15 protein-coding genes are annotated in these 19,655 nt (G+C 63.2%); 12 read left to right on the top strand and 3 right to left on the bottom strand.

The genetic code is table 11. From position 1 onward, the window contains the following. The first annotated feature begins 772 nt into the window (after positions 1 to 772). From recR to AB5Y70_RS04960, 9 genes are all read left to right on the top strand, one after another. Positions 773 to 1,375: a recombination mediator RecR gene (gene recR / locus AB5Y70_RS05000; protein ID WP_043156411.1), complete on the top strand. Its 603-nt coding sequence runs from the start codon at positions 773 to 775 to the stop codon at positions 1,373 to 1,375. 539 nt (positions 1,376 to 1,914) lie between these two features. Beyond that, the gene (gene htpG / locus AB5Y70_RS04995; protein WP_043156412.1) at positions 1,915 to 3,828 is read left to right on the top strand and encodes a molecular chaperone HtpG; all 1,914 of its coding nucleotides are present in this window, start codon (positions 1,915 to 1,917) and stop codon (positions 3,826 to 3,828) included. 239 nt (positions 3,829 to 4,067) lie between these two features. Beyond that, positions 4,068 to 4,712 (top strand): adenylate kinase, encoded by a 645-nt coding sequence (gene adk, locus AB5Y70_RS04990; RefSeq protein WP_010674422.1) that lies wholly within the window; start codon positions 4,068 to 4,070, stop codon positions 4,710 to 4,712. A gap of 119 nt (positions 4,713 to 4,831) precedes the next feature. After that, positions 4,832 to 5,806 (top strand): ferrochelatase, encoded by a 975-nt coding sequence (gene hemH, locus AB5Y70_RS04985; protein ID WP_042017278.1) that lies wholly within the window; start codon positions 4,832 to 4,834, stop codon positions 5,804 to 5,806. 64 nt (positions 5,807 to 5,870) lie between these two features. Beyond that, positions 5,871 to 6,263 (top strand): MAPEG family protein, encoded by a 393-nt coding sequence (locus AB5Y70_RS04980; RefSeq protein WP_041212923.1) that lies wholly within the window; start codon positions 5,871 to 5,873, stop codon positions 6,261 to 6,263. Positions 6,264 to 6,438: 175 nt separating this feature from the next. Next, entirely contained in the window at positions 6,439 to 7,743 is a 1,305-nt protein-coding gene (locus AB5Y70_RS04975; RefSeq protein ID WP_010674425.1) for an inosine/guanosine kinase, read from the top strand. 162 nt (positions 7,744 to 7,905) lie between these two features. Further along, positions 7,906 to 9,534 carry a methyl-accepting chemotaxis protein gene (locus tag AB5Y70_RS04970; protein ID WP_043156414.1) on the top strand — a complete coding sequence of 543 codons (1,629 nt, stop codon included), beginning with the start codon at positions 7,906 to 7,908 and terminating at the stop codon, positions 9,532 to 9,534. A 122-nt stretch (positions 9,535 to 9,656) separates the two neighbouring features. Next, positions 9,657 to 10,019, top strand: coding sequence for a DUF2750 domain-containing protein (locus AB5Y70_RS04965; RefSeq protein ID WP_010674427.1), 363 nt, complete (start codon positions 9,657 to 9,659; stop codon positions 10,017 to 10,019). A 147-nt stretch (positions 10,020 to 10,166) separates the two neighbouring features. After that, positions 10,167 to 10,661, top strand: a complete 495-nt coding sequence (locus tag AB5Y70_RS04960) for a hypothetical protein (RefSeq protein WP_010674428.1) — start codon at positions 10,167 to 10,169, stop codon at positions 10,659 to 10,661. On the opposite strand, the gene AB5Y70_RS04955 is transcribed toward AB5Y70_RS04960, so the two are convergent. Further along, entirely contained in the window at positions 10,624 to 12,261 is a 1,638-nt protein-coding gene (locus tag AB5Y70_RS04955; RefSeq protein WP_041212924.1) for an EAL domain-containing protein, read from the bottom strand. The two genes, AB5Y70_RS04960 and AB5Y70_RS04955, sit on opposite strands and share 38 nt — an antisense overlap. A 188-nt stretch (positions 12,262 to 12,449) precedes the next feature. Here AB5Y70_RS04955 and glgC point away from each other — a divergent pair, with 188 nt between their 5' ends. Next, the gene (gene glgC / locus AB5Y70_RS04950) at positions 12,450 to 13,724 is read left to right on the top strand and encodes a glucose-1-phosphate adenylyltransferase (RefSeq protein ID WP_039038908.1); all 1,275 of its coding nucleotides are present in this window, start codon (positions 12,450 to 12,452) and stop codon (positions 13,722 to 13,724) included. Positions 13,725 to 13,782: 58 nt separating this feature from the next. On the opposite strand, the gene AB5Y70_RS04945 is transcribed toward glgC, so the two are convergent. Then, positions 13,783 to 15,783, bottom strand: a complete 2,001-nt coding sequence (locus AB5Y70_RS04945) for a hypothetical protein (protein WP_043156418.1) — start codon at positions 15,781 to 15,783, stop codon at positions 13,783 to 13,785. Between the two features lie 146 nt (positions 15,784 to 15,929). Beyond that, entirely contained in the window at positions 15,930 to 16,481 is a 552-nt protein-coding gene (locus AB5Y70_RS04940; protein ID WP_039038906.1) for a lipoprotein, read from the bottom strand. Positions 16,482 to 16,801: 320 nt separating this feature from the next. Here AB5Y70_RS04940 and AB5Y70_RS04935 point away from each other — a divergent pair, with 320 nt between their 5' ends. Then, positions 16,802 to 17,989 carry an isochorismate synthase MenF gene (locus AB5Y70_RS04935; RefSeq protein ID WP_043156422.1) on the top strand — a complete coding sequence of 396 codons (1,188 nt, stop codon included), beginning with the start codon at positions 16,802 to 16,804 and terminating at the stop codon, positions 17,987 to 17,989. Further along, positions 17,986 to 19,653 carry an amonabactin biosynthesis (2,3-dihydroxybenzoyl)adenylate synthase AmoE gene (gene amoE, locus AB5Y70_RS04930; RefSeq protein ID WP_043156424.1) on the top strand — a complete coding sequence of 556 codons (1,668 nt, stop codon included), beginning with the start codon at positions 17,986 to 17,988 and terminating at the stop codon, positions 19,651 to 19,653. The genes AB5Y70_RS04935 and amoE overlap by 4 nt, the downstream gene beginning before the upstream one ends. The last annotated feature ends 2 nt before the right edge of the window (positions 19,654 to 19,655 follow it).

Below are 19,655 nucleotides of genomic sequence, written 5' to 3'. Positions count from 1 at the left end.
CGCCTTGGGATACCGTTCACCACGGGAATTTCTGCGCAGTCGGGTATCACAACCCTAAGCGGGAAAAAGTGTCTGGACCTATGGGGTCAAATCCAGGGATCACTTTTGGCCGCTATGGTAAACGGGTAAGGGAAGGTGCGAATAAGTCATATGGCACGAGAGCATTTACTGGTAACCCATTGATATTAAATGACTAAAATTTTCATTTTTTGTTCGTGGGATACTTGTTCGCACTTTCCCTAGCTCTCACCGTGCCCTAGTAACGGCCTCAACGGAGCTGGTTGTCGCGTGAGTCATACTAATCGGCCGGTGAAAAAACAGAAGGGGGAGCCGTTGAAAACCGGCGCAACGTCATAAATCGGGACCTCAAGAGGGCATTTATTGTTTGGTTTTGCTAAACGATAACTGATTGTCGAATAGAAAAACCAAACAATGTGGGCCTGGTTTCTGGCCGTGCTGGCTTGTCTGGAGGCTGGTGGGGAGTGAGTTGGGGCAATCTGGGAGGGTTTCCCGGTTTCCCCGGAATTGGTTTGGCAATCATGGCGTGATCTGGGTTGTGGGGAGAGGGGAAGGGGAGGTTGCCGCTCAGTGCTGCGCCCCGACCGGGGTGATGTTGGGCCGTCAGGCACTGTGGCGGGATCCGGCCATTGGCGCCCGGGGCCGGCTCGGGTATAGTCCTGCGCCAACAAGATAGGTTCGGATGGAGGCGTCGGCACCGCTTCAGGCAAGCGGGCCGAATCACTCCTTCGGCGCGGCTTTAAAGGATATCCCCATGAAATTCAGTCCCCTGCTCGATGAGATGATGAAGGCGCTGCAGGTCTTGCCGGGCGTGGGCCCGAAATCGGCCCAGCGCATGGCGTTCACCCTGCTGGAGCGCGAGCGCAGCGGCGGCCTGCGTCTGGCCTCCCTGCTCAATCGGGCGCTCACCGAAATCGGTCATTGCAGCCACTGCCGCACCTTTACCGAGAACGATCGCTGCGATATTTGCGCCAATCCCAAGCGCGAGGAGAACGGCCTGCTCTGTGTGGTGGAGAGCCCGGCGGACGTGGCCGCCATCGAGCAGACCGGCCAGTTCTCCGGCCGTTACTTCGTGCTGATGGGGCACCTGTCGCCCCTTGACGGCATCGGCCCCGAGGAGCTGGGGCTCGATATCCTGGAGCGCCGCCTCAAGGAGGAGCAGATCAAGGAGCTGATCCTCGCCACCAACCCCACCATCGAGGGGGATGCCACCGCCTGGTACATCGCCGACATGGCCCGCTCCGCCGGGGTGGAGGTGAGCCGCATCGCCCACGGTGTGCCGGTGGGCGGGGAGCTGGAGCTGGTGGATGGCACCACGCTCTCCCACTCCCTGATGGGGCGCCAGCGCCTGAGCTAAAGACACCACGGACCCCACCCCGGCCCTCCCCTTGGCAGGGGAGGGAGCAATGGATCTTGCCCCACTCCTCTCTTTGGCAGGGGAGAAAGCAACGAACCCCACCCCGGCCCTCCCCTTGATAGGGGAGGGAGCAATGGATCTTGCCCCACTCCTCCCTTTGGCAGGGAAGAAAGCAACGGAGCCCGCCCCATGCCCCCTTTGGCAGGGGAGGGGGCAACGGATCCCACCTCATGCTTCCCCTTGGCAGAGGAGGGAGCAACGCACCCCACCCCAGCCCTCCCTTTGGCAGGGGAGAGCAAGGCTGACCCCGCTATATGTCACCCCTCTCGATTCCAGTCTGACCCCTTCGCCAGACAGGGGACGACGGTGCACCTCCCCCTTATGAAGGGGGAGGCCGGGAGGGGGTTGCCTGTGTGGGCCAAGCGAGGGGCCGGTGTGCAAATTTGCTCTCAAGTTTGCACGCAAGCCCCTTGATATTTGAAAGGCCAACCCCATCTAGCTTGGGAATCTGTTCAACCCGACGTTTTGAGGACTGGTCGATGACCCAAAGTGTTCACGCCGAAACCCACGGCTTTCAGACTGAAGTCAAACAACTGCTGAGCCTGATGGCTCACAGCCTCTACTCCAACAAAGAAGTATTCCTGCGCGAGCTGATTTCCAACGCCTCCGATGCGGCGGACAAGCTGCGCTTCAAGGCGCTTTCCGATGCCTCTTTGTTCGAAAACGACGGCCAGTTGCGCGTGCGCCTGGTGGTGGACAAAGAGAACAAGACCCTGACCATTTCGGACAACGGCATCGGCATGACCCGTGACCAGGTGATCGAGCACCTGGGCACCATCGCCAAGTCCGGCACCGCCGAGTTCTTCAAGCACCTCTCCGGTGACCAGGGCAAGGATTCCCAGCTGATCGGCCAGTTCGGGGTGGGCTTCTACTCCGCCTTCATCGTGGCCGACAAGGTGACCGTGGTCTCCCGCGCCGCAGGCACCGCGCCGGAGCAGGGCGTGCAGTGGGAATCACAAGGGGAAGGCTCCTTCACCGTGGCTGACGTGACCAAAGCCGGTCGCGGCACCGACGTCATCCTGCACCTGCGCAGCGATGAAGAGGAGTTCCTGGACGACTGGCGTCTGCGCTCCGTGGTCAGCAAATACTCCGACCACATCAGCGTGCCGGTGGAGATGTTCAAGGAGGGCACTCCGGATCGGGAAGAAGACGGTGAAACCATCGTCGGCACCCCGGGGGAGTGGGAGCAGGTCAACCGCGCCACTGCGCTCTGGACCCGCAACCCGAAGGACATCAAGGACGAGGAGTATCAGGAGTTCTACAAGCACGTCGCCCACGACTTCGAAGATCCGCTGCTGTGGGGTCACAACCGGGTGGAAGGGGCGCAGGAGTACACCAGCCTGCTCTACATCCCGGCTCGCGCGCCGTTCGATCTCTACAACCGCGAACAGAAGCACGGTCTGAAGCTCTACGTGCAGCGCGTCTTCATCATGGACGACGCCGAGCAGTTCATGCCGACCTACCTGCGCTTCGTGAAAGGGGTGCTGGACTCCAACGATCTGCCGCTCAACGTCAGCCGTGAAATCCTGCAGGACAACAAGGTGACCGCCTCCCTGCGCAAGGCCTGCTCCAAGCGCGTGCTCACCATGCTCAACAAGCTGGCGAAAGAGGATGGCGAGAAGTACGCCAAGTTCTGGAGCGAGTTCGGCAATGTGCTCAAAGAGGGCCCGGCCGAGGATTACGCCAACCGGGAAGAGATCGCGAAGCTCTTGCGCTTTGCCAGCACCGCCGGCGAGGGCGAAGCCCAGACCGTCTCTCTCGAGGATTACGTTGGCCGCATGAAGGAAGGTCAGCAGAAGATTTACTACATCACCGCCGACTCTTATGCCGCTGCCAAGAACAGCCCGCACCTCGAGATCTTCCGCAAGAAGGGCGTCGAAGTGCTGCTGATGTGGGAGCGGGTGGACGAGTGGCTGATGAGCCACCTGACCGAGTTCGACGGCAAGCAGCTGGCCTCCGTCACCCGTGGCGAACTGGATCTCGGGGATCTGGAAGACGAAGCCTCCAAGCAGGCGCAGGAAGAGGCCGAAAAAGCCAACGCCGGTCTGGTGGAGCGGGTCAAGAAGAGCCTCGGGGAGGCGGTGAAAGAGGTGCGCGTCACCCACCGTCTGACCGACTCGCCGTCCTGCATCGTCACCGACGCCCACGGTATGAGCACCCAGATGATCAAGCTGATGCGCGCCGCCGGTCAGCCGGTGCCGGAGCAGAAGTACATCCTGGAGCTCAACCCCGACCATGCCCTGGTGAAGAAGCTCGGCACCATCGAGGATGAGAGCCTGTTTGGCGAGTGGGTCTCCCTCCTGCACGAGCAGGCCCAGCTGGCGGAGCAGGGTGGCCTCAATGATCCGGCGAGCTTCGTCTCCCGTATCAACCGTCTGCTACTCCAGGCGTGATGTGATTGTGATTGGCCCACTGCATGACAGTGGGCTTTTTTTTTGGCCGTTCCCCTCTGGTGCGTTGCTGCATTTTCAATCATTTTTAGTGGTCGTCGTCTGCGTCTTTGGTCGCAGAGACGGGGCGGGAGTGTGGTGATAATCTGGCCACTCACACGGGGCGAGCTTGTTAATACGGGCGAAAACGTGTAGTTTTTTGCCTTCTCAAGAATTGAATAACCAATCAACTAGGAGCGTGTATGCGCATTGTTCTGTTGGGAGCTCCGGGCGCCGGCAAGGGTACCCAGGCTCAGTTCATCATGGAAAAACACGGTATTCCGCAGATCTCCACCGGCGACATGCTGCGTGCGGCGATCAAGGCGGGTACCGAGCTGGGCCTCAAGGCCAAAGCCGTGATGGACGCAGGTCAGCTCGTCTCCGACGACATCATCATCGGCCTGGTCAAAGAACGCATCGCGCAACCGGATTGCGCCAACGGCTTCCTGCTGGACGGCTTCCCCCGCACCATTCCCCAGGCGCAAGCCATGAAGGATGCCGGTGTGACCGTGGACTTCGTGCTGGAATTCGACGTGCCGGACGAAGAGATCGTCAAGCGCATGAGCGGCCGCCGCGTGCACTCCGGCTCCGGCCGTACCTACCACGTGGTGTTCAACCCGCCGAAAGTGGAAGGCAAGGATGACGTGACCGGCGAGGATCTGGTGATCCGTGCCGACGACGAAGAGACCACAGTGCGCAAGCGTCTGGATGTCTACCATCAGCAGACCGCGCCGCTCATCGGTTTCTACGGCAAGGAAGCGGAAGCGGGCAACACCCGTTACGTCAAGATCGACGGCACCCAGCCGGTGGATCTGGTCAGCCAGCAACTGGCCGCCATTCTCGGTTAAGCCATTCAGGGCCGGCAGGACGCAGCCGTTCGCCGGCTGGCTACGAGAGTGAGAAAAGGGTCCATACCGGGCCCTTTCTTGCATTCCATTCCCACGACACAGAACGACAGGATGCTAACGTGACCACGAAAACCGGGATCTTGCTGGTCAATCTGGGTACCCCGGCCGCGCCGACCACGGCGGCGGTCAAGGCGTTTCTCAGCCAGTTTCTGCACGATCAGCGGGTCGTCGACCTGCCGCGCTACCTCTGGTGCCCCCTGCTTCACTTCATCATCCTGCCGACCCGCTCCCCCAAGGTGGCCAAGCTCTATCAGCAGGTATGGACCGAGCAGGGCTCCCCCCTGATGGTCATCAGCCAGCAGCAGCGCGCGGCCCTGGAGCACGAGCTCAAGCGGGAAGGGGTCGAGGTGCCGGTGGCGCTCGCCATGACCTATGGCGCCCCGTCGCTGGCCGATGGCTGGCAGGCCCTCAAGGCCCAGGGGGTCAACCGGGTGATCCTGCTGCCGCTCTATCCCCAGTATTCGGTCAGTACCACCGCCTCGGTGTTCGACGCCTGGGCCAGGGCGATGAAAACCGAGCGCAATCTGCCGGTGGTGCGGCTCATCCGCGATTACCATGCCCACCCGGAGTACATCCAGGCGCTGGCCATGAGCGTGCGTCGCCACTGGGAGCAGCACGGCCAGGGGGAGCATCTGCTGATGTCCTTCCACGGCATTCCCGAGCGCTACGAGCGGGAAGGGGATCCTTATGGTCATCAGTGCAGGCGCACCGCCGCCCTGCTGGCGGAGGCGCTGGGGCTGGCCCCGGAGCAGTGGACCGCGAGCTTCCAGTCCCGCTTTGGCAAGGAGGAGTGGCTCAAGCCCTACACGGACCTGACCGTGGGCGAATTGCCCTCTCGCGGCGTCAAGCGGCTCGATGTCATCTGCCCGGCCTTCTCGGCGGATTGCCTCGAGACCCTGGAGGAGATCCAGGTGCAGAACCGGGAGATCTTCATGGCCGCCGGTGGCGAGCAGTTTGAATACATCCCAGCCCTCAACAGCGATCAGGCCCATATCCGAATGATGGTTTCCCTCATCTGTCGCGAGCTGGCATGATGACCGTTCTCATCCGGTGCCCGACGTGGCGGACGTTCGGATTCAACGATAAAGGAGTGTCCTGATGATGCATATCACGCTGATTTACGCCGGCCTGCTCGGGCTCTTGTTTCTGCTGCTCTCCTTCTGGGTGGTCAAGCGCCGCGCCCAGTTCAGGGTGATGATAGGGGAGGGGGAAGCCCCCGAGATGCTGGCCGCGATCCGCGCCCACGGCAACTTTGCCGAGTACGTGCCCCTCACCCTGCTGCTGATGGCCCTGTGCGAACTGGCGGGGGTCGGGGCGCTCTGGCTGCACCTGGGCGGTGTGCTGCTGGTGGTGGGGCGCATCCTGCATGCCATCGGCATCCAGATCCCCAGGGCTCCCAACATGCCGCGCCTCTTCGGCACCCTCTTCTTCTGGCTGTCGCTGGGGATGTTCTCGGTGCTGGCCCTGGTGCAGGGGCTCTCGGCAAGCTGAATGTCATCCCGCAACACCACCCCGCCACGGGGTGGTTTTTTGTGGCAGCCAAGTCAAACGTTTTCCTCGCAAACCCTTGTCTATACTGACCTCAAAATTCAATCGTGCGACTTTTCGGCGTGGTGGATTGTGTTAAAATCCCGCCCCTCTTTTCCCCAGAGCACAGAAGATTGCCATGAAATTTCCCGGTCAGCGCAAGTCCAAACACTACTTCCCGGTCGACAGACGTGATCCCCTGATCCCGCAGAACTCCCAGCTCACCGAACTGGGCAAGGCCTATGTAGTGGGCATCGATCAGACTCTGGTGGATATCGAAGCCCATGTGGATGAAGACTTCCTGAACCGGTACGGCCTGAGCAAGGGCCACTCCATGCTCATCTCCGACGAGGTGGCGGAGCTGGTCTACGACGAGCTCAAGGCCAACAACATGGTGGTGAGCGAATTTGCCGGCGGCACCATCGGCAACACCATGCACAACTACTCCGTGCTGGCGGACTCCCACTCCATCCTGCTTGGCGTCATGAGCCAGGACATCCGCATCGGCAGCTATGCCTACCGCTATCTGTGCAACACCTCCTCCCGGGTCAACCTCGACTACCTGCAGCCGGTGGACGGCCCGGTCGGGCGCTGCTTCACCTTCATCACCGAAGGGGGAGAGCGCAGCTTTGGCATCAACGCCGGCAAGATGGATCACCTGGATGTGGACCACATCCCCGAGACCATCATTAAGGAGGCCTCGGCCCTGGTGATCACCGCTTACCTGGTGCGCGGCGCCGACGGCACCCCCATGAAGGAGGCCGCCATGGCCGCGGTGCGCTATGCCCGCGAGGCCGGGGTGCCCGTGGTGCTGACTCTGGGCACCCGCTTCGTCATCGACGAGAATCCCCAGTGGTGGCGCGATTTCATCAGCGAGAACGTGACCGTGCTCGCCATGAACGAGGACGAGGCGGAGGCCCTGACCGGGATAAAGGATCCCCTCGGCGCGGCCGACAAGGCGCTGGACTGGGCGGACATGGTGCTCTGCACCGCCGGCCCCATCGGCCTCTACATGGCGAGCTACACCGACGAGGACTACAAGCGCGAGACCACCCACACCCTGCTGCCCGGCGTCATCCCCGAGTTCAACATGTACGAGTTCAGCCGCCCCATGGCCCGGGACAAGTGCCGCAAGCCTGCGCGTATCTACTCCCACATCTCCCCCTACATGGGCGGCCCGGAGAAGATCAAGAACACCAACGGGGCAGGGGACGGGGCGCTGTCCGCCGTGCTGCACGACATGGTGGCGAACGCCTACCACCGCATGAACGTGCCGAACTCCGCCAAGCATCTCTCGGAATTCCTGACCTACTCCTCTCTGGCCCAGGTGTGCAAGTACGCCAACCGGGTGAGCTACGAGGTGCTGGCCCAGAGCAGCCCGCGCCTCTCCCGCGGGTTGCCGGAGAAGGAAGACAGCCTGGAAGAGGTGTACTGGGAGCGGTGATACCTCTTCCTGTCGACCACGAGAAAGGGTGCCACTGGGCACCCTTTCTTGTTTTTGGGGCTGGATCATGTTTTTGGCATCGCTTTTGCTGACATCGTGGACAGCCCGCGTCGCGGCGGCATACCTTGTGTTAAGGATATGTAGCTGCTGCGGGGCGAGGGTATGTTGAGACAATGGAGTATCGGTCGGCGTCTGTCGCTGGTGACCCTGATGGTGCTGGCGCTGCTGGGACTGTTGCTGTTCTTCTGCCTGCAGATCTATCAGCAGGGGCTGATGGGTGAGAAGAGCCGCCAGACCCAGGCCCAGGTGGAGACCGCCTACAGCCTGGTGGCGGGGCTGGAAGCCAGGGTGCGCAAGGGGGAGCTGGACGAGGCGAGCGCCAAGGCCGAGGCGCTGGCGCTGATCAAGGGGTTGCGTTACGGCAACGATGACTACTTCTGGATCAACGACAGCCACCCCACCATGGTGATGCACCCCATGAAACCCGAGCTGGACGGCAAGGATCTCTCCGGGGTGGAGGACAAGCAGGGGCTCAGGCTGTTCGTCGCCTTCGCCGATCTGGCGCGGGCCCAGGGCGCGGGGGAGGTGGCCTACTACTGGCCCAAGCCGGGGGTGGACGAACCGGTACGCAAGATCTCCTACATCAAGCGCTTCGCCCCCTGGGACTGGATCATCGGCACCGGCGTCTATGTGGACGACGTCGAGGCCCAGTACCGGGAGGTGCTGCACACCCTGCTGGGGATCGGGCTGGTGCTGGCCCTCCTGCTGTTTGCCGTGGTCGGCCTCATTGTGCGCAGCATCGTCGTGCCCCTCTCCCGCTCGGTCTCGGCCCTTGGCAACATCGCCAGGGGGGAGGGGGATCTGCAGGTACGTCTGCCGGAGTCGGGGCGTGACGAGCTGAGCCAGCTCAGCATCAACTTCAACCTCTTCGCCAGCCAGATGGCGCAGCTGGTGGCCCGCAGCCAGCAGATAGCGGATCAGAACCGGGTGCATGCCCACCAGCTGGCCGAGGTGGTGGAGCGTACCGGCGCCATCGTCACCGGCCAGGAGCAGGATACCCTGCGGGTGGCCAGCGCCATGGAGCAGATGACGGTGAGCAGCCGCGAAGTGGGCCAGCACGCGGCCCAGGCCGCCGACGCGGCGGACTCGGCCCTCAATCTGGCCCAGCATGGCCGCGAGGTGGTGGTCCAGACCCGGGAGTCCATCAGCCAGCTGGCGGACGAGATGGTGGAGACGGTACAGGCGGTGAGCCGCCTCGAGCAGGAGACTCAGCAGATTGGCTCCGTGCTCGACGTCATTCGCGGGGTGGCGGAGCAGACCAACCTGCTGGCCCTCAACGCCGCCATTGAAGCGGCACGGGCCGGGGAGCAGGGGCGCGGCTTTGCGGTGGTCGCCGACGAGGTGCGTACCCTGGCGACCCGCACCCACAGCTCCACCGACGAGATCCGGCAGATGATCCAGCGGCTGCAGGAGGGGGCCGGCAAGGTGGTCAGCGGCATCAGCCAGTTGCAGCAGCTCTCCCGCGCGACGGCGGACAGGGCCGGCGATGCGGATGTCGCCATCAATGCCATCGATGGATCCGTCCACACCATTACTGCCATGAATGGGCAGATTGCCACGGCGGCGGCGGAGCAGAGCCGGGCGGCGGAGGAGATCAACCAGCGGCTGGTGGCCATCACCCAGCTGGCGGCGGATGCCCTGGCCCAGAACCGGCTGACCGAGCAGGCATCCGGGCAACTGGCGCTGGCCTGCGACGAGCTGGGGGCCCTGGTGGCGAAATATCGCATCTGACGGCCTTTCTCCCCGCTTTTTCGGGATAAGGCTTGAGTCTGGGGGGCTTTTGGGACACCATCTGCCCCATTCTCGGCCAGCCTGGCCGACAGCCTGCCATTGCTTTGCAAGAGAGAGACCCCATGAGCAAACTAACTGACAATCTTGACGCCAATTTCCAGCTGTTCATCGAAGAAGTCCGCGAGTCGGGTCAGGTGTGGGGTCTGCGCTACGGTGAAGACTGGGTGGTGTGCCGCTCCGCCGAGTTCGAAGATGCGGACGTGATGCCGCTCTGGTCCGCCGAAGGAGATGCCCGCCTGCACTGCGTGGACGAGTGGGCGGATTACGAGCCGGAAGTGATCGAGCTCGAAGAGTTCCTGGACATCTGGATCAACGATCTGGACGAGGACGACGTGCTGGTCGGCCCGAACTGGAACGCCGATCTGGAAGGCCAGGAGCTCGAGCCCATCGAGCTGGCCAAGGCGCTGGTGGAACTGGACGCCTGAGTCTGCCGTCTTGCCGGATTGTGATGAACCGGCCCCCTTCGGGGGGCCGGTTTTTTTATGGCCGCCATGGGCCATGAAAAGGCGATTTGCCTTTGCACCCGTCCCGGGGATGGGTCATCATCAACCCTTTGCCGATCGGGAGGTGCCATGTTTGTCTTTGACGTGACCACGAAGGCGGGGGCGCAGGGGCGGATCCAGGTGCAGGCGCTGGACTGGAGCCAGAGCGGCCCGGTGAGCTTTCAGTGTGACAGCGACGAGCTGGCCCTGGTGCTGCTGAGCGGGTGTCGCTGTGATGCCGTGGGGTACTTCAATCTACTGGGGGGCTGCAAGCCGCTCTACGTGGAGCAGTGGCTCACCTATTTGCAGGAGCGTGGCCAGCTGGAGAAGGTCACGGCCCGCCAGGAGAGCCCGTCCCAACCCGATTACCTGACCCGGGCCGGGCTGGCGGACGACGAGCTCAATGCCCTGCTCGGCCAGATCTACAAGGTGGCCGGGTTCAACCGCCTGCAGATCAACCGCTACCTCAAGCATCGCCACAACCCGACCATGCTGGCGACCCGTTACGATCAGAAGGAGCTGGAGCGCTATCGCCAGCTCAACGACATCATTCTGACCCTGTTGAAGCTGAAACCGTCTCCGTGAAGATCCCCATCTGACCGATCTCCGGTCCCAGCTCCTGGGGCCGGGCGATGAGGTAGCCCTGCAAGCCGTCCACATACATGCTCTGCAGCATCTGCTTCTGGCCTATCTGTTCCACCCCTTCCGCGATCACCAGGCAGCCCATGCGATGGGAGACGTCGACGATCATCCGCACGAACTGCTGGTTGGTGAGATCCTGCTCCAGCTCGGTGATGAGACCGGGGTCCAGCTTGATGTAGTCGGGTTTGAGCTCGCGAAACAGGCTGAAGGAGCCGATCCCCTTGCCGAAGTTGCAGATGGCCGAGCGGCTGCCGTGGCGCCTGAGCAGCTCGAACAGCCGCCTGGACCCGGTCAGGTTGCGCTCCAGGTGCTCCTCGTCGAGCTCGAACACCAGGTTGGCCCCGATGTCGGGGTCTTTTTGCAACTGGTGATCCAGCCAGATGAGAAAGGCGCTGTTTTGCAGCAGGGAGCCCGGCAGATTGAGACCCCACCGGCTGTTGCGGCCTCCGAAGGCGCGGTATTGGCGGATGACGTGGCGGATCACCATCTGGGCCAGGCGCAGTACCATGTCCAGCCGCTGCGCCATGGCGAGCAGGGTATCGCTTGGCAGCACGGTGCCGTCGCTGCTGCTGAAACGGGGATAGATCTCGTGGTAGGCGAGCATGCCGCGATGCAGGGGCTGGATGGGCTGGCAGGTGAAGCTGATGCTCTCCTGCTCCAGCAGATCGGTCAGCACCTGGGTCCAGTGACGCTGACCCTGCACCTCGACCACCTCGTCGTTCTGCTGGATGGCCCAGCCATTGACCACCTCTGTCTGGGCACGGGCCAGCGCGAGATCCGCCCGGGCCAGAATGGCCTCTATCTTCTGCTCGCTGCTCAGGCGGGTCATGCCCGAGTAGGCGGCGCTCTCGAGCTCGTGATCGTGCTGATAGCGATCGAAGGCGAGCTTCAGATCCCGTCCCAGCAGATGGGGCGGGATCTGGGCCAGGGGAGGCAGCAGGACGGCAAAATCGGCCCCCGAGATGCGATAGACCCGGTGGCCCGGGAAGCGGCTGACGGTGTGGCTGATGAGGGCGGCGATGTCCCGGATGTAGGCATCCCCGGACTGGAAGCCGCGCTGGGCGTTGAGGGTCCCGAGCTCGGTGGCGCGGATGAGCACCAGGATGGCGGTCTGGGTGTTTTCCTGTTGCAGCAGCTCGGTCAGATCGCGCCGGAAGGCGTGGCGGTTGCCAAGCCCCGTCATCTCGTCCCGGGTCGCCTGATTGTGCAATTCGGTGATCTGGCGGTGGGCATCGATCTCGGCCTCATTGAAGGATGCAAGGAGCTGGCGCAGAGCCGTTTGTGCCTGTACGCTGTCGAGCATGGCGGGATCCCGCTGCTGCAGCGCCAGCAGCCAGCGTTGCTCCTGCCTCGCCTTTTCCCCACGGCGCACGCTGTGGGTGAGAAAGAGCTGCAGGGCGAATCCCGTCAGGGTGGTCATCAGGACCAGCAGCAGGGTGAGCGGTGAGGCGGGGGGGGCGAGCAGCACTCCCTGCAACAGCAGCATGGGAATGCAGACCAGTGCGCTGACCAGCAGCAGGTTTCCCTCATGTTTATTCAACATCGTTTCATCCTTGATGATGTTCATGATGTAGAAATTCTAACCAAGTCGCTGGCGCAAAACATGAGTACTCACGCAACTCCACGATAAAGCGCCGGCGGAATGCAACTAAATGTGAGTGAAAACACTTTCATGGTCTGTAAAAAAAGCGAAGATGGGTTGAAAACAGCCCCAACAGAGCAGAGGTAGATATGTTGCTAGAACCCGTAGACACCGCCAAAGCACGGCAACTATTGAATCAGAGTATGGCCTTGGTGCTCGCAGGGGGACGGGGCAGCCGCCTGAAGCAGTTGACCGATAACCGCGCCAAGCCCGCCGTCCACTTTGGCGGCAAATTCCGTATCATCGACTTCGTGCTTTCCAACTGCATCAACTCCGGCATCCGCCGGGTGGGTGTGGTGACCCAGTACAAGTCCCACAGCCTGTTGCGCCACCTGCAATCGGGCTGGTCTTTCCTGCGCTACCAGATGAACGAGTTCATCGACCTGCTGCCCGCCCAGCAGCGGGTGGACGAGGTGCACTGGTATCGCGGCACCGCAGACGCCATCTACCAGAACGTCGACATCATCCGTGACTACGGTCCCAAGTACATCGTGGTGCTGGCAGGGGATCACATCTACAAGATGGACTACGCCGCCATGCTGCTGGATCACGTGCGCCTCGGTGCCAAGGTGACGGTGGCCTGTATCGAGGTACCACGCTGCGAGGCATCGGCTTTCGGCGTCATGGACATCGACGAGCAACGCAAGATCCGCGCCTTCGTGGAGAAACCGGCCAATCCGCCTGCCATGCCGGGCTGCGAGGATCGCTCGCTGGCCTCCATGGGCATCTACATCTTCGAGGCGGAGTACCTCTACCAGTTGCTGGAAGAGGACATCCACAACCAGGAGTCCAAGCACGACTTCGGCATGGACGTGATCCCGCGCATCGTGGGGGAGGGCAAGGCCTTTGCCCACCCGTTCAACATGTCCTGTGTCGGGGCCAAGGAGGGGCAAAAACCCTACTGGCGCGACGTGGGGACCCTGGATTCGTTCTGGGAGGCGAACATGGACCTTGCCTCCGTGGTGCCCGAGCTCGACATCTATGACGAGAACTGGCCCATCTGGACCAGCCAGAACATGTCGCCCCCGGCCAAGTTCGTGCAGGACAGAAACGGCCAGCACGGCATGACCATCAACTCCATGTTCGCGGGGGGCTCCATCGTGAGCGGCTCCTTCGTGCTCAACTCGGTGCTGTTCACCAACGTGCGGGTGCACTCCTTCTGTACCCTGGATCAGGCGGTGATCTTCCCCGGGGTCGAGATCGGGGCTGGTTGCCGCTTGCGCCGGGTGGTGGTGGACAAGGGATGCAAGCTGCCAGACGGCCTGGTGGTGGGGGAGAACGCGGACGAGGATGCACGCCGCTTCTACCGCTCCGAGCAGGGCATCGTGCTGGTGACCAAGCCGATGCTGGCCAAGCTCGGCTAACTTCGTCGACACAGACAAAAAAAGGGAGCCCTGGGCTCCCTTTCTATTGGTGGTCGATTTATTTCTCGCTGACCAGGGCCTTGCCGGCCATCACCATGGCGGTGCCATGCTTGCCACCGGCGGCGGTCACTTGCGGGACGCTATCTTCGTCGGTGTCGCTGCTGGCCCCCTCGATGACGTTCTCGCCGGAGTCGCCGATCCACTCGGCCATCTGCATGCCGCCGTTGACGGTGCCGCGGAACCAGCTCACGTAGCGCTGGGTCAGCTGGGCCAGCTCCAGCTCGGGTGCCTTCTCGGCCCCTTCGTTGCGCAGGTTCAGCATGGCAGAGCGCAGGGCGCCGGAGATGGCGGCCTGGGTCCAGGGGGTGTATTCACCCTGCTTGCCGGCGAGCCAGGTACCGGCCTTGGCATTGAAGTAGGCCTTGTCGGCGGCGATGAAGAGCTCGCGCGCCGCGGTGCGGTACTTGGCATCCGAGGTGGCCAGGAAGGCGGCGGTCAGGCCGCGGATGGCGGCGAACTGCGCGTCGATGGACTGACCGGCGTCAAGCTTGCCGCCCAGTGTCAGACCGTCATGGACCAGGCCGTTCTTGCCCTTGAGGTTGGCGAGGATGAAATCGGCCTGCTTGCGGACCAGTGCGATCGCCTGCTCACCCTGTGGGGTCTTGAGGTTCAGCTCGCCATTGTCACCGGCGGCGTAACCCACAGGCAGCGCATCCTGGGCGCGCTGGAAGATCTGCAGGGCGACCAGGGCGTAGGCGGCGTCGAAGGTGGTGACGTGCCCGGCCTGTTTGCCAGCTTGCCAGCTGTCGACCAGGGTGCCGGCCTTGGGCTCGAAGTGCAGGGCCAGCAGGTTCTTGAAGGTGAGGTTGGAGAGGTTCAGGGCCAGGGAGAAGGCATCGCTGCCCGCCACCGCCTTGCCCAGATCGTTGGTCTGGTTGGCAGCCGGAGCGGCGGCGAACGGGGCACCGTCAAACACGGCGTGGAAGGCCGGGTTCTGATTGGTGTTGGCCGTGCGCTGATCGCTGAAGGCGTAGAACTCGGAGAGGGGCCACAGCAGCATCCAGGCGTCGCGCAACTGGGCGGAGCCGTCCACGACCTCCAGCTTGCCGATGGCACCGGCGTCGTTCTTGCTGGTCTCGGTCACTTTCACCTGATGAGGGAAGTAGACAACCCCCTTGGCCGGATCGTACTGCGGGGTGATTTTGGCGCCCAGGGTCTTGCCGTCAAAGCCGAGCTGACCTTGCAGGATGGCGAGCTTGTCGATGGACTGCTCGGTCAGCATCATGCCGTTGAAGCCGTCGGCGGCAGAAACCCCCAGCTTGTGCTTGCCGTCCTGATCCATGGTGGCGGACGCGGCTTCCACCTCTTCATCGGTCTCGGCCACGTGCATGCCCCCGAGGAAGTCCTGGGACCACATCACTTCCTTGAGCAAGATGCCGCCCACGGCGGCCGGGACCAGCAGGTTGTCACTGCCGCTCCAGCGCAGGGTGGCGTAGTCGCGGAAGTAGGCGGGGACCTGGGTCTTGACGCTCTTCTCGTTGCCCTTGGCGGTCTTGATGGTGATCTGGTCACCGTTGACCGGGGTGGCGTTCACGGCCTGGGCGAACTCCGGGTTGGCGGAGGCGTAGGGCAGGGAGAGGGGATACATGCCCTGGGGAATTTCATCGGCGGGGAAGCCGACGGCCTCGGCCATGGCCAGTACCCGTTTGCCCAGGTCGGCCAGGGTGCCGCCACGGGCCTGGTTTTGCGGCCCGTTGACCAGATGGGGGCCCATGCCGGACTGGTAGTTGAGGGCGTACATTGCCTCTTCGGAGTATTCATAGGATTCGATGCCGGCGGCGAAGTCGAACGGGGTCGGCTCGTCGGCGCGGTTGGCGTCCAGCACATCCAGATCCAGACCGATGGCCTCGGCCAGCGGCTCGCCGGAGAGCTCGAATTCGGTGTAGGCCAGCATGTTGGCGGCGGTGTTGAACGTCTTGTCCTCCACCTTGACGGCAGCCTGTGCGGCGCTGCTGAGGAGTGCGCAGGCGATCGCCTGCACCAGTACGGTTTTTCTCATGTCCTTCTCACCATATTGTTGATTTTATTATGACGCTTCTCATGAATCTAAATGAGAATGGTGTGCATTATGGGGCAAAGGGCGGGGCTTGAGAAGAAAAAAACCGCGCCCCGGTGGGGTGAAGAGGAGGGGCGCGGCGGCAGGTGTCACATCAGTTTGAAGGGGATGACCAGTCGGCCCGGCTCCACCTTGAGGGCTTCGACCTTCTCCTTGATCCGCGCCTCGTTCTGGCGGCTGCCATCGAGCCGGTAGACTGGGGTCTGTGAGAGGAACAGAGAGAGGGACTGGTTGAAGGTGGGCAAGAGCGGGGAGAGGGCGGTGCCCACGTCCGCCGGCTCGGTCTTGACGGAGAGCAGCTCGAGATCGCGCAGATAGATGGCGCCCTGTTCGGCCACATAGTCCGGGCGTGCCCGCAGGGAGAGGCGGATCTTCATCTGCTGGCTGCCAAGGGGGCTTGCCACCTGCAGCTCGCCGGCGGCATCCAGCTCGACCTTGTCGGCCTGGCTGCGGCCGATGCGGCTTTGCATGTCATCGAGTCGGATCTTGCTCGACATGATGCCGGGGATCCCCAGCTGTTTCTCGAAGGCGACTCGCTCCTTGAGGTACTGGTTGATCTCCCCTTCGCTGACGCTGTACTGGGTCAGCGAGCAGGCCGCCAGCAGCAGGGCGAAGGGGAGCAGAAGCAGGTGTTTCAACATGGGAGGGTTCCATTTTCGGGGCTGTCACAAGAGGTGGCGCCATCTTAGAGGCAAAGCGGGTTGGCCGCCAGTGGGGCCGCCCTGACCGGTTTCTGTCGCATCCCCCATATGGGGATGGCAATCCGTTTTCATTCGAGTAGCGGTTTCCCTTCACCGCCAGCAGGCCCGCCCTGGCGTCATCCCCGACATACCCACAGACAAGCTCCTGTTTTAACGATGCAAAATCCCATTGACCCCGCGATTTCAAAGCGAGTATTTTACCGCCGCACAAAGTCAAACTGATAATCATTATCATTTTGAATCTTCTTTGAGGGTGTTACGTGAAGACTCGAGTAATGGACAATGGCGCACCTGCCGAGGCGAAGATGTCGCCTGATTTCTTGTTTACCTCGTGTCAGGGCACGATCAGTGCCACTGACCTGGGGCAACCCATCACCACCCCCGCCTGCGAGTGGCCCCTGCTGGCACAGCAGATAACCCTGGCCCTCGATGCCGCCAGGGCTGCCGGCCAGACCAACCCTCTGCTGATAGGTGCTTTTGCGTTTGATCCGGCAGAGGCTTCCTGCCTCTATGTGCCCGGCCGTTATGAGCGGGGCGAGAAACTGGCCCCGACAGAGCCGTCATCGGTGACCGCGGCTGAGCAGGCCCCCGAGGCCAACCGGGTCATCTCGGTGCAGAGCACCCCGCCGGCCAGCGAATTTCAGGCCTCGGTCAGTGCGGCGCTGGATGCGTTTGCACAAGGCCGGCTCGCCAAGGTGGTGTTGTCGCGCAAGCTGACACTCACCCTGCATCAGCCCGCCGACCCTAAGCGGGTGATGAGCTGTCTGATGGCCCAGAATCCCCACGCCTTCCACTTCTCCCTGCCGCTCGGCCAGGGTCGCCGCCTGCTGGGCGCAAGCCCCGAGCTGCTGCTGCGGGTCAGCGGGGGAGAGGTGTTTACCCACCCGCTGGCGGGCTCCGCCAGACGGGCGAGCGAGCCGGCGCAAGACGAGATGGTGGCTCGGGATCTGCTGGCCTCTCGCAAGGACCAGCATGAACACAAGTTGGTGATCGACGAGATCCGCCGGGTGCTGACCCCCCACTGCCGCGAGCTGGCGATCCCCGCTCATCCCTCGCTGATGAGCACGGATACCCTCTGGCATCTGGGCACTCCCATCGCTGGCCGGCTCAATGGCGGCGAGGCGTCGGTGCTCTCCTTGGCCTGCCAACTGCATCCCACCCCGGCCCTGTGCGGCTATCCCACCGATCTGGCCCGCCAGTTCATCCGCGAGCAGGAGCCCTTCCGGCGAGCCCTGTTCAGCGGCATCGTCGGCTGGTGCGACAGCCAGGGCAACGGCGAGTGGGCCGTGGTGATCCGTTGTGGCGTGCTCGATGGCCATCAAGTGGAGCTGTTTGCCGGCGCCGGCATCGTCGCGGGCTCGGATCCCGCCATGGAGTGGGCCGAGACCGGCACCAAGCTGGGGACCATGCTCAAGGCCCTGGGCCTGGATTTGGAGGTGGCACAATGACCCAGTCCAACCGCTTCCTGCCCTATACCCGCTGGCCCGAAGAGTTGGCGGAGCTGTACCGCGCCAAGGGTTATTGGCGCGGCGAGCCGCTGACCGCCATGCTGGCGCGTCAGTGCGAGCTGGCACCTGACGCCGAGGCCATCCTCTGCGGCGAGCGCCGCTTCAGTTATCGTGAGCTGGACGCCGCCTCGAGCCGGCTGGCCGCAAATCTTGCCCGCCACGGCCTGGGGGTGGGGGACACCGCACTGGTGCAACTCCCCAACGTGGCCGAGTTCTATCTGGTGTTCTTCGCCCTGCTCAAGGCCGGCATTGCGCCGGTCAACGCGCTCTTTAGCCACAACCGGCTGGAGCTCCTCTCTTATGCCGAGCAGATCACTCCGCGCCTCTTTGTCGGCTCGCTGACCCACCCGCTGTTTGCGAGCAAGGGACGCGAGAGCGAGCTGCTGACAACCATCGGTGCCGAGCTGGTGCTGCTGGATGGCGATGGGGGGGAGCTGGGGCTGGCTCGCTGGCTCGGCGAGGGGGATGAGGGGAGCTCCCCATCCGTCTCCTTTGCCCCGACCCCGGCGAACGAGGTGGCCTTCTTCCAGCTCTCCGGTGGCAGCACAGGCACCCCCAAGCTTATCCCGCGCACCCATGACGATTACCTGTACAGCGTGCGCCGCAGCAACGAAATTTGCGGCCTCGGCTCCCATACCCGCTATCTGTGCGCCCTGCCGGCGCCCCACAATTTCCCCCTGAGCTCCCCGGGCGCCCTGGGGGTGTTCGAGGCAGGCGGCACCGTGGTGCTCGCCCCCGACCCCAGCCCCATCAGCTGTTTTCCGCTGATCGCCCGCCACCGGGTCAACCTCACCTCGCTGGTGCCGCCGGCGGTCTCGCTCTGGCTGCAGGCAGCGGAAGCGGACCCCACTGCGCGCATTCAGCTCGAGAGCCTCGACTTGCTGCAAGTGGGCGGCGCCAAGCTGGGGGAGGCGGTGGCCAGCAAGATTGGGCCGCTGCTCGGCTGCCGGCTGCAGCAGGTGTTCGGCATGGCGGAAGGGCTGGTCAACTACACCCGGCTCTCTGATCCCGACGAGAAGGTCATTCACACCCAGGGCCGCCCCATGAGCCCGGACGACGAGGTGCGCATCCTCGATGAGGCGGGCAATCCGGTTGCCCCCGGCGAGCCTGGCGCCCTGCACACCCGCGGCCCCTATACCTTCCGCGGCTACTACCAGAGCCCGGCCCACAACGCCCGGGTGTTTGATGCCGAGGGCTTCTACTGCTCCGGCGATCTGGTGGTACAGGATGCCGATGGCTACCTCACCGTGGTGGGGCGGCAGAAGGATCAGATCAACCGGGGAGGCGAGAAGATCGCGGCGGAAGAGGTGGAAAACCAGCTGCTGCACCACCCTGCCATCACCCATGCGGCCCTGGTCTCCATGCCCGACAGCGCCATGGGGGAGAAGAGCTGCGCCTTCATCGTCAGCACGGATCCCGCCTTGAAGCCGCTGGCCTTGCGCAAGTTTCTGCGCGAGCGCGGGGTGGCGGACTTCAAGCTGCCCGACCGCTTCGAAACTCTGGACGCCCTGCCCATGACGGCGGTGGGCAAGATTGACAAGCAGGGGCTGCGGGCGCGCATTGCGCACGCCATCGCCGCCAACCAGCCCCTGACAACAGCATAAAA

The organism is Aeromonas sp. s1(2024) (assembly GCF_040908005.1).
In the GTDB taxonomy this organism is placed as follows: Bacteria; Pseudomonadota; Gammaproteobacteria; order Enterobacterales; family Aeromonadaceae; genus Aeromonas; species Aeromonas caviae.
The sequence above is the reverse complement of the archived record's forward strand: the minus strand, read 5'-3'. Positions and strand labels throughout refer to the sequence as shown.

Bases quoted from the DNA above. Each gene is read 5' to 3' on its own strand.
- AB5Y70_RS04945 (WP_043156418.1), bottom strand. From the start codon at position 15,783: ATGAGAAAAACCGTACTGGTGCAGGCGATCGCCTGCGCACTCCTCAGC.
- amoE (WP_043156424.1), top strand. From the start codon at position 17,986: ATGACCCAGTCCAACCGCTTCCTGCCCTATACCCGCTGGCCCGAAGAG.
- htpG (WP_043156412.1), top strand. From the start codon at position 1,915: ATGACCCAAAGTGTTCACGCCGAAACCCACGGCTTTCAGACTGAAGTC.
- AB5Y70_RS04940 (WP_039038906.1), bottom strand. From the start codon at position 16,481: ATGTTGAAACACCTGCTTCTGCTCCCCTTCGCCCTGCTGCTGGCGGCC.
- glgC (WP_039038908.1), top strand. From the start codon at position 12,450: ATGTTGCTAGAACCCGTAGACACCGCCAAAGCACGGCAACTATTGAAT.
- AB5Y70_RS04960 (WP_010674428.1), top strand. From the start codon at position 10,167: ATGTTTGTCTTTGACGTGACCACGAAGGCGGGGGCGCAGGGGCGGATC.
- AB5Y70_RS04975 (WP_010674425.1), top strand. From the start codon at position 6,439: ATGAAATTTCCCGGTCAGCGCAAGTCCAAACACTACTTCCCGGTCGAC.
- AB5Y70_RS04980 (WP_041212923.1), top strand. From the start codon at position 5,871: ATGATGCATATCACGCTGATTTACGCCGGCCTGCTCGGGCTCTTGTTT.
- adk (WP_010674422.1), top strand. From the start codon at position 4,068: ATGCGCATTGTTCTGTTGGGAGCTCCGGGCGCCGGCAAGGGTACCCAG.
- AB5Y70_RS04965 (WP_010674427.1), top strand. From the start codon at position 9,657: ATGAGCAAACTAACTGACAATCTTGACGCCAATTTCCAGCTGTTCATC.
- AB5Y70_RS04955 (WP_041212924.1), bottom strand. From the start codon at position 12,261: ATGTTGAATAAACATGAGGGAAACCTGCTGCTGGTCAGCGCACTGGTC.
- recR (WP_043156411.1), top strand. From the start codon at position 773: ATGAAATTCAGTCCCCTGCTCGATGAGATGATGAAGGCGCTGCAGGTC.
- AB5Y70_RS04970 (WP_043156414.1), top strand. From the start codon at position 7,906: ATGTTGAGACAATGGAGTATCGGTCGGCGTCTGTCGCTGGTGACCCTG.